This window comes from Photobacterium sp. OFAV2-7, from assembly GCF_022347985.1.
Taxonomy (GTDB): Bacteria; Pseudomonadota; Gammaproteobacteria; order Enterobacterales; family Vibrionaceae; genus Photobacterium.
Genome location: NZ_JAKRFQ010000104.1, coordinates 1 through 9,010, shown reverse-complemented (window position 1 = coordinate 9,010; position 9,010 = coordinate 1). Strand labels below are relative to the sequence as shown.

Sequence of the window (9,010 nt, the reverse complement as noted above, 5' to 3'; positions counted from 1 at the left end):
GAAAATCGACGACAACAAAAAAACTCAAAAGATATAAAAAAGGAGCCAAGAAGGCCCCTTTTCTAACCGTTTGACGAACGACTACGCGTCCATTTCGGCAATATTGACTTTCCAGGTATCCGGGCCAGTCTGATGGGCATTGGTCCCTTCAGCATCAACCGCCACTGTCACCGGCATATCTTCAACTTCAAACTCGTAGATTGCTTCCATGCCAAGGTCTTCAAACGCCACAACACGCGCTTTCTTAATAGCCTTGGCCACAAGATAAGCGGCACCGCCGACAGCCATCAGGTAAACGGCCTTGTGCTCCTTGATGGATTCAATCGCAGCCGGACCGCGCTCGGCTTTACCTATCATCCCGGTAAGCCCAGCCTGACCGAGCATCATTTCCGTGAACTTATCCATACGAGTCGACGTTGTCGGGCCTGCTGGGCCAACAACCTCATCACCCACCGCATCAACAGGGCCGACGTAGTAGATAAAGCGGTTTTTGAAATCAACCGGGAAATCTTCACCTTTGGCCAGCATATCCTGAATACGCTTATGAGCAGCATCACGGCCGGTCAGGATTTTACCTGACAGTAAAATGGTCTCGCCGGATTTCCACTCCTGGACATCGTCTTTGGTGACTTCGTCAATATTAACGCGGCGAACATTATCCCCCACTTCCCAAGTCACTTCAGGCCAATCTTCCAGCTTCGGTGGCGTTAGCTCCGCCGGGCCAGTGCCATCAAGTTTGAAATGAACGTGACGGGTTGCAGCACAGTTCGGGATCATGCAGACAGGCTTGGAAGCGGCATGAGTCGGCGCTGTTTTGATCTTCACGTCGACAACGGTTGTCAGGCCGCCGAGCCCCTGCGCGCCGATACCCAGCTTATTTACACGGTTGTAAATATCCAGGCGAAGCTCTTCCTCGGCATTCTGCGCCCCACGCTCTTGCAGCTCATGAATGTCAACCGACTCCATCAGCGACTCTTTTGCCAGTACGGCTGCTTTTTCGGCGGTACCGCCGATACCGATACCCAGCATCCCCGGCGGACACCAGCCAGCCCCCATGAGCGGTACTGTTTTTTCAACCCACTCGGCAACATCATCAGACGGGTTCAGCATTACCATCTTGGTTTTGTTTTCAGAACCGCCGCCCTTGGCAGCGATCTGAATCTCTACCTTATCGCCCGGTACCATATCGATATGTACCACGGCAGGGGCATTGTCTTTGGTATTCTTACGGCTTCCGGCTGGATCCGCAACGACAGAGGCTCGCAGCGGGTTATCCGGGTTGGTATACGCCTGGCGAACACCTTCATCAATCATTTCCTGTACAGTCAGATCGCTGTCCCACTGTACATTCATACCAATTTTGACAAAACACGTGACAATACCGGTGTCCTGGCAGATTGGGCGATGGCCTTCTGCCGACATGCGCGAATTGATCAGGATCTGTGCAATGGCATCTTTCGCTGCCTGACTTTGCTCCTTGTTATAGGCTTTTTCCAAGGCCTGAACAAAATCCAGCGGATGGTAGTATGAAATGTACTGTAGTGCGTCCGCCACACTATCAATCACATCTTGCTTACGAATGACGGTCATAATTGCCCTCGTTATTTATTATCATTCCATGGCGCCCGACTATTTTGCCGTTACAGCATGCTTCCAGTGTAGGGTGTGGTTAGCATTGCTCGAGTTCTGCGTATAGGGAATAGGATGTGCAGAAAGCAATGCAACCACGCGCCATGATCCTCATGGCTGTGTCCTTTATGAGCTACTCAGACTGAATCAGTAAAAATAAAACACAAAGGATCGTCCTTGGGCGTCGTATTAAATTCTGCGTTTATGATACTCTTGCCAACAATTTCGCGCCATGCGCCAATCGAACACCTGTCACAAAAAAGAAAATGATTTGTAAATCGCATCCCCTACTCGCAATAGAGCAACTCGATTATACCCCAGAAGCAACTCTGTCTTGGTTTGAGCCCTTGTCCAACCATCCCTGGGCTATGATATTACGCTCGGCAGCTCAGGATCACCCTGATAATCGCTTTGATATTCTAGTTGCCGATCCTTTAGCCACTTTAGAGACACATGGTGAAACAACCCGTATTAAGTTTTCAAATGGCGACGAAAAAGCGAGCAGCGCCGATCCGTTCAAGCTAGTAGAAGAACTACAGGCATCATTATTGCCACCGCTTAAACCTATGACAGATGTACCATTTATTGGCGGTGCCCTTGGTTATTTCAGCTACGATCTCGGTCGACGGGTGGAAGTTCTCCCTGCGCTTGCCGAACAGGATATTGATGCTGCAGACATGGCTGTCGGCATTTATGACTGGGCACTGATCGCCGATCACCATACCCAAACGCTGTTTCTCGTATCACCAAAAGACAGCGGACGACTGCAATGGCTCCAGGAGCAACAAAATGCCTTTAAGCTGCAACAGGTCGGCGCCAGCAAGCAACAAAACAGTTCATTTTCATTAACAACCCAGTGGGCCGCCAATATGACAAAGGCGGCTTATTGCAACAAATTTGACCGGGTGCAGGACTACCTGCTATCCGGGGACTGCTACCAAATCAACCTTGCCCAGCGCTTCCAGGCAAGCTACCAGGGTGATGAATGGACAGCCTACCTGCGCCTTGAACAGACTAATGGCGCGCCGTTCTCCGGGTTTATCCGCACCTCGGAATGTACGGTTCTCTCTGTATCTCCGGAGCGTTTTCTTCAACATAATCAAGGTTATGTTGAAACAAAACCCATCAAGGGCACACGGCCTCGCTCTATCGATGAAAAACAAGATGCCGACAACGCTACCGAGCTACGCCATGCCAGCAAGGATCGCTCGGAAAACCTAATGATTGTCGACTTGCTGCGAAATGATATTGGTCGGGTGGCCAAGCCTGGTTCAGTGGCAGTCCCCAAGTTGTTTGAGATCGAAAGCTTTCCGGCCGTCCATCACCTTGTCAGTACAGTCACCGGCGAGCTGGATACACAATACTCCTCAACCGATCTGTTGCGCGCCTGTTTTCCCGGTGGTTCAATTACCGGCGCACCTAAAATTCGCGCCATGGAAATCATTGAAGAGCTGGAACCACACCGCCGCAGCGTCTATTGCGGCAGTATTGGCTATATCAGCCGCTGTGGTCGAATGGACACCAGTATCACCATAAGAACCCTTATTTCTCAGCAAAATACCCTGTATGCCTGGGCGGGCGGCGGGCTAGTTGCAGACAGTGATGCCGACAGCGAATACCAAGAAACACTGGACAAACTGAGTAAAATTCTGCCAATCTTAGAAAAGTAGATTGTTACCTATGCCCAAGTAATTCTCGCTGAAACGAGCATCTTGAAGTCGCTTGGGTATATCAATAACCACGGACGGTTTATGGACTATCAGCAACAATTGCTAGCGCGTTTTCTGCTAGCCCCACAGACCAGCTATGACCAAAGCCACTCGGCTCGGGTCAGACAGCATGTGTCTGCGTCCGGCTCCTTTAAGCGAGCAGCGGTTATGATCCCCCTTGTCCCCCGTCAGAATAGTTTCAACGTTGTCCTGACACGTCGCGCCAGCCACTTAAGACACCACCCAGGCCAAATTGCCTTCCCAGGTGGTGGATATGAGTCACAAGATACTGATTTAATTGAAACTGCTATCCGGGAAACCAAAGAAGAAACTGGAATTTTATGCAACAGAGAGCGCATATTGGGACAGCTTCCTTCTTTGCCGACAATCAGTGGCTATATCGTCACGCCGTACTTGTCGATCATCTCCCCAAACTACAGGCCAGCCCTGGACCCAAACGAGGTTGACGACCTGTTTGAAGTGCCTATCAACCACCTATTAAACCCAGTGAATATGCGCACTGAGAAATTTACTATCGACGGCATAAAACACAATATTTATGCAATTCCATACGGTGATTATGCTATTTGGGGGGCGACCGCCCAGATGATTCGATTGTTATCAAAACAGCTCTGGTATTAATAAACCCACTTCTAACACATCATTTTCCCTAACCTGCCCGCAACATCCTTTGTGATCAAGATCACCTTTAATTGTATTGCAATTTGCACCCATTACATAACGGGATCTCGATCAAAGTTTTCCTTCTATAAATCCTCAAAATGCGCGCCGTTCCTAATTTCCGTTCCGTAATTTAACTTAGGTATATAACCATGCATACCACTTCCAACACAGCAGTAGCTTCAACGGCTAAAGCAAAATGGACGTATAAAGATTTTACTTGGGCCCTTTCACTATTCGGTACCGCTGTAGGTGCCGGTGTACTTTTCCTTCCGATTAAAGCTGGTGCCGGCGGTTTCTGGCCACTGGTTATCCTTGCCCTGATTGCTGCACCAATGACTTGGTTCGCACACAAGAGCTTGGCTCGTTTTGTACTTTCTGCTAAAAACCCAGAAGCTGACATCACCGATACTGTTGAAGAACACTTTGGTAAAGCTGGCGCAAACATCATCACTTTTGCTTACTTCTTCGCCATCTACCCAATCGTTCTAATCTACGGCGTTGGTATTACCAACACGGTTGATTCTTTCATGGTTAACCAGATGGGCATGGAATCTGTTCCACGCTGGCTTCTGTCTGGCGGCCTGATCGTTGCGATGACTGCAGGTGTTGTCTTCGGCAAAGAGCTAATGCTTAAAGCCACGTCTGCAATGGTATATCCATTAGTATTCATCCTGCTTGCACTGTCTGTATACCTGATCCCTGATTGGAACACATCAATGGTATCGGTAAGCCCAGACTGGAGCGCAATGCCTGCTATTATCTGGCTAGCAATTCCAATCATTGTATTCTCTTTCAACCACAGCCCAATCATCAGCCAGTTCTCTAAAGAACAGCGTCGTGTATACGGTGAAGATGCAGCGAAGAAAACTGACATGATCACTGGCGGCGCAGCAATGATGCTGATGGGCTTTGTAATGTTCTTCGTATTTTCTGTTGTTCTTTCTCTGTCTCCAGAGCAGCTAGCAACAGCAAAATCACAAAACATCAGTGTTCTGTCTTACCTTGCTAACGTTCACGAGTCTCCGCTGATTTCTCTGCTTGGTCCACTAGTTGCCTTCGCAGCAATTACATCAAGCTACTTCGGTCACTTCCTGGGTGCTCACGAAGGTCTTGTTGGCCTGGCGAAGTCTCGCTCAGACATGCCTGTTAAGAAGATTGAGAAAATCTCTCTAGGTTTCATCGTAGTAACTACTTGGATCGTTGCAGTTATCAACCCAAGCATCCTGGGTATGATTGAAACTATGGGTGCTCCAATGATTGCAGCAATCCTGTTCCTGATGCCTGTATTCGCAATGTACAAAGTACCAGCTATGGCTAAGTACAAGACTTCTGCACCAGTACAGATTTTCACAGCTCTTTGTGGTATCGCGGCAATTACTTCTGTAATCTACGGCGCATTCTAAGAGAGCATCACACTTGTTGTGATGAATATGGACTACCAACTTAGCTGTCTGAGAAAATGTGCCACAACGCATAGTCTTCTCAAGCAATTCGGGTAGAATATATGACACCAAAGAGCAGGAAGCGTGTGCCGACTGCTCTTTTGTTTTTCTAGTGATCTCGCCAAGGAAGGGGCGAGAATTTAATACTATGACAGTCTTGGCCGGAGGCAAGAGCGCTTCCTACCGACTGAGGTAATTCGCATGATCAGTGTTTTTGATATCTACAAAATTGGTGTGGGCCCTTCCAGTTCGCACACGGTTGGTCCAATGAAAGCAGGTAAGGAGTTTATTGACGACCTGCGCTCAATGGGCAAATTACGTGATGTAACTAAAATTACCGTTGACGTTTATGGTTCACTTTCTCTTACCGGTAAAGGTCACCACACAGATATCGCTATCATTATGGGGCTTGCGGGCAACAGCCCGGAACATGTTGATATCGATAGTATCCCGGGCTTTATCTCTCGTGTTGAAGAAACCGAGCGCCTTCCTGTTGGCATGCACTGCCACACTGTAGATTTCCCTCGCGACGGCGGTATGAACTTCCATACTACCAACCTTCCTTTGCACGAAAACGGCATGACCATCCACGCATGGATTGGTGACGAAGAAGCCTATACGAAAACGTATTACTCCATCGGCGGTGGCTTTATCGTTGATGAAGAAAACTTCGGCAAAGCAGCAGAATCAAGTGTCAAAGTTCCTTACATGTATACCATGGCTGAAGAGCTGGTTGAGCAATGTAAAGAAAGCGGCCTGTCTATCAGCTCTCTGGTAATGGCTAACGAGCGCGCGATGAATGCCGAGGAAGAGATTAACACTTACTTCGCCAATATCTGGAAAACCATGCGTGAGTGTATGGAACGTGGTATGAGCGAAGAAGGTATTCTGCCGGGACCACTACGTGTTCCTCGCCGTGCTGCCGCCCTGCGCCAGCAGCTAATGACGACTGAGAAACTCAGCAATGACCCAATGACTGTGGTTGACTGGGTTAACATGTACGCTTTCGCTGTCAACGAAGAAAACGCCGCTGGCGGCCGTGTCGTGACCGCACCAACCAATGGTGCTTGCGGCATCATCCCGGCGGTACTGGCGTACTATGACAAGTTCATCCAGTCTGTCGGACCAAAAGAGTACACTCGCTACTTCGCCGCATCTGGTGCAATTGGAGGCCTTTACAAGCGCAATGCTTCTATCTCGGGCGCCGAAGTAGGCTGCCAGGGTGAAGTTGGTGTGGCATGTTCAATGGCAGCTGCCGGCCTTGCTGAGCTGATGGGCGGTAGCCCTGAGCAAGTATGTATGGCCGCAGAAATTGCTATGGAGCATAACCTTGGTCTGACATGTGACCCGGTAGCTGGTCAGGTACAGGTACCGTGTATCGAGCGTAACGGTATTGCAGCGGTTAAAGCGATCAACGCATCTCGCATGGCCCTGCGCCGTGCCTCTGAGCCGCGCGTTTCTCTGGACAAGGTTATCGAAACCATGCTTGAGACTGGTAAGGACATGAACGCCAAGTACCGTGAAACCTCTCAGGGCGGTCTGGCTATCAAGGTTATCTGCTAAGCACTATAACAATACGCAAAGGGAAGCTGCCAGCAGCTACACCTCTTGCTGACATAGATTGAAAGCAATGTAATCAAAGCTACCCACTGGGTAGCTTTTTTGTTTTCACCTACCAGGCAAGCTTCATTCATGACGAACCGATGCCTTTAGCAGAGCCTCAATATCTTCCGCCAGCGCTTCGCCACACTGCAGGGTTGTTACCCAGGAAATTGGAATTCCTTTCTCATCGCCAAAACCATAACAAGCCCCGGCCAGCGCACCGACCAGGATGCCGCGGCCGCAGGTATCACCCGAAACCTGGATATTCTTGATAATCGCCTCAGTATAACTCTCGCTGTTTTGCAGAACCCAGGCAGCCATCGGCAGGCTGTCAGCAAGGTGACAAGCCTGATTGACAATGGCCAGAACATGGCTCAAGTCGTTTACATCCCCGCTAAGCAGCCTGACCTGCTCTATTTTGTCTCGGATCTCTTCCGGGGCTTTCACCTTGAGCACATTGAGCACAGGCTCCATCCGCCTTGAACGCAACGCCTCGTTGAGGGCACTGGCAAAGGCCTTGGCACATGCGAGCGCGGTCTCGTTCTGGTGAGTAATGCCGACTACCCGCTCTATCTCCTGTTCAAGCTGTTCAGAGGGCATTTTCAGTGACACCAGTGCCGGCACCGAGCACAGGGACGGATTCTGATCATCATCGCTCCCCGAATCTTCGGGCCAATCTTCCGGCGGCAGTGAGAACAAGGTCAGCAGCAGCGCCTTGGTCGGGCTATCGATATAACCAATAAACTCACCGCCCGGTCCGAAATACTCGAGGATCTGCTGCTGGATAGCATGAGTCCTGGTATCAGAGCCGCCCAGCAAGCGAATATACAGTGCTAACCATTCTCCATAAGCCGTTAACTCGCCAGCTGTTAACTTGTCATGAGCATAATAACCATCCACGCCTTCGTAGTGCTCAACATTCGGCTCGATAAAAGGAAAATGCGGCATGTCTGCCAGCTGCTTGATCCGCTCGGGAGAATATATCCAGTGCGTTCCCATGCTGGCGGCATCAGCAACCAATGCGCCCATTAACGCTGCGTAACGTTGCGCCATTGTCCTCACCCTTTTGCTCAGAAAATACTAATCATAAGCTTATACCAATTTCAGACGCACTATTGCTCCCTTGCCCTCAGCAGCCGGTTACAAATCGCAGGCATAAAAAAACCTCGCCGGAGCGAGGTTTTTGCAAATTCTGTCAGATTAAGCAGCGGCTTTCAGGCTTGCTTTCTCTTTTTTCAGTTCGCCAACCGGTAGGATTGTACGGCCGTACTCATTATTCAGTACCTGAGCCATCGCGAAGTAGATTGCACTTGCACCACAGATGATACCTTCGAAACCAGCGATAGTACCAATCAGTTCGCTACCTGTGAAATCACGAGCAGCCAACAGGAAGAACAATACAGTCAGGGAGCCGAATACGAACTGCTTAGCACGTGGGTAGCACAGAGAGCCAATGAACATGAAGCCCGTGAAGACACCCCAAAGTAGCAGGTACCAACCCATGAAACTTGCAGGGCTTGCAGGCAGACCCATGTAAGGCATAACAATCAGACCAACCAGCGTCAGCCAGAACAGGCCGTAAGAAGTAAATGCTGTTGTACCAAACGTATCACCCCGCTTAAAGCACATTGTGCCTACGATCACTTGGCTAATACCACCATAGAAAATACCCATCGCCAGGATCATAGAATCAATCGGGAAGAAGCCCGCATTGTGGATATTCAAAAGGATAGTGGTCATACCAAAACCCATAAGGCCAAGAGGCGCTGGGTTAGCTAGTTTCGTAGACATTTAGTTCCCCTACAGGAGTAATTCAAAAAATGTGATAAAAATTAAAAAATGGGTGCACTTTTGATGCGCGGCGAATTCTAAAGGATGACGAGGGGCAAATCAATCCAATTTCAGCTCATTTCTTAGCCAAACTAAAAAAAAGTGGAATTATGG

General features: G+C 49.3%; 7 protein-coding genes. 4 read left to right on the top strand and 3 right to left on the bottom strand.

What is annotated here, in order from left to right:
* Positions 1 to 81 precede the first annotated feature (81 nt).
* Positions 82 to 1,590 carry a fumarate hydratase gene (locus MHN01_RS08530; protein WP_239410960.1) on the bottom strand — a complete coding sequence of 503 codons (1,509 nt, stop codon included), beginning with the start codon at positions 1,588 to 1,590 and terminating at the stop codon, positions 82 to 84.
* A 305-nt stretch (positions 1,591 to 1,895) separates the two neighbouring features.
* Between MHN01_RS08530 and pabB the strand changes: the two genes are divergently transcribed.
* From pabB to MHN01_RS08510, 4 genes are all read left to right on the top strand, one after another.
* Positions 1,896 to 3,299, top strand: a complete 1,404-nt coding sequence (pabB, locus tag MHN01_RS08525; protein ID WP_239410959.1) for an aminodeoxychorismate synthase component I — start codon at positions 1,896 to 1,898, stop codon at positions 3,297 to 3,299.
* 81 nt (positions 3,300 to 3,380) lie between these two features.
* Positions 3,381 to 3,980: a CoA pyrophosphatase gene (locus MHN01_RS08520; RefSeq protein WP_239410958.1), complete on the top strand. Its 600-nt coding sequence runs from the start codon at positions 3,381 to 3,383 to the stop codon at positions 3,978 to 3,980.
* Between the two features lie 191 nt (positions 3,981 to 4,171).
* Entirely contained in the window at positions 4,172 to 5,425 is a 1,254-nt protein-coding gene (locus MHN01_RS08515; RefSeq protein ID WP_239410957.1) for an aromatic amino acid transport family protein, read from the top strand.
* A gap of 240 nt (positions 5,426 to 5,665) precedes the next feature.
* Positions 5,666 to 7,027 (top strand): L-serine ammonia-lyase, encoded by a 1,362-nt coding sequence (locus MHN01_RS08510; protein ID WP_239410956.1) that lies wholly within the window; start codon positions 5,666 to 5,668, stop codon positions 7,025 to 7,027.
* Between the two features lie 123 nt (positions 7,028 to 7,150).
* Here the strand turns inward: MHN01_RS08510 and MHN01_RS08505 are convergent, their stop codons facing one another.
* Together MHN01_RS08505 and MHN01_RS08500 are read right to left on the bottom strand one after the other, a co-directional pair.
* Positions 7,151 to 8,119, bottom strand: a complete 969-nt coding sequence (locus tag MHN01_RS08505; RefSeq protein ID WP_239410955.1) for an ADP-ribosylglycohydrolase family protein — start codon at positions 8,117 to 8,119, stop codon at positions 7,151 to 7,153.
* 147 nt (positions 8,120 to 8,266) lie between these two features.
* Positions 8,267 to 8,857, bottom strand: a complete 591-nt coding sequence (locus MHN01_RS08500) for a GPR1/FUN34/YaaH family transporter (RefSeq protein WP_075766510.1) — start codon at positions 8,855 to 8,857, stop codon at positions 8,267 to 8,269.
* Between the last annotated feature and the right edge of the window lie 153 nt (positions 8,858 to 9,010).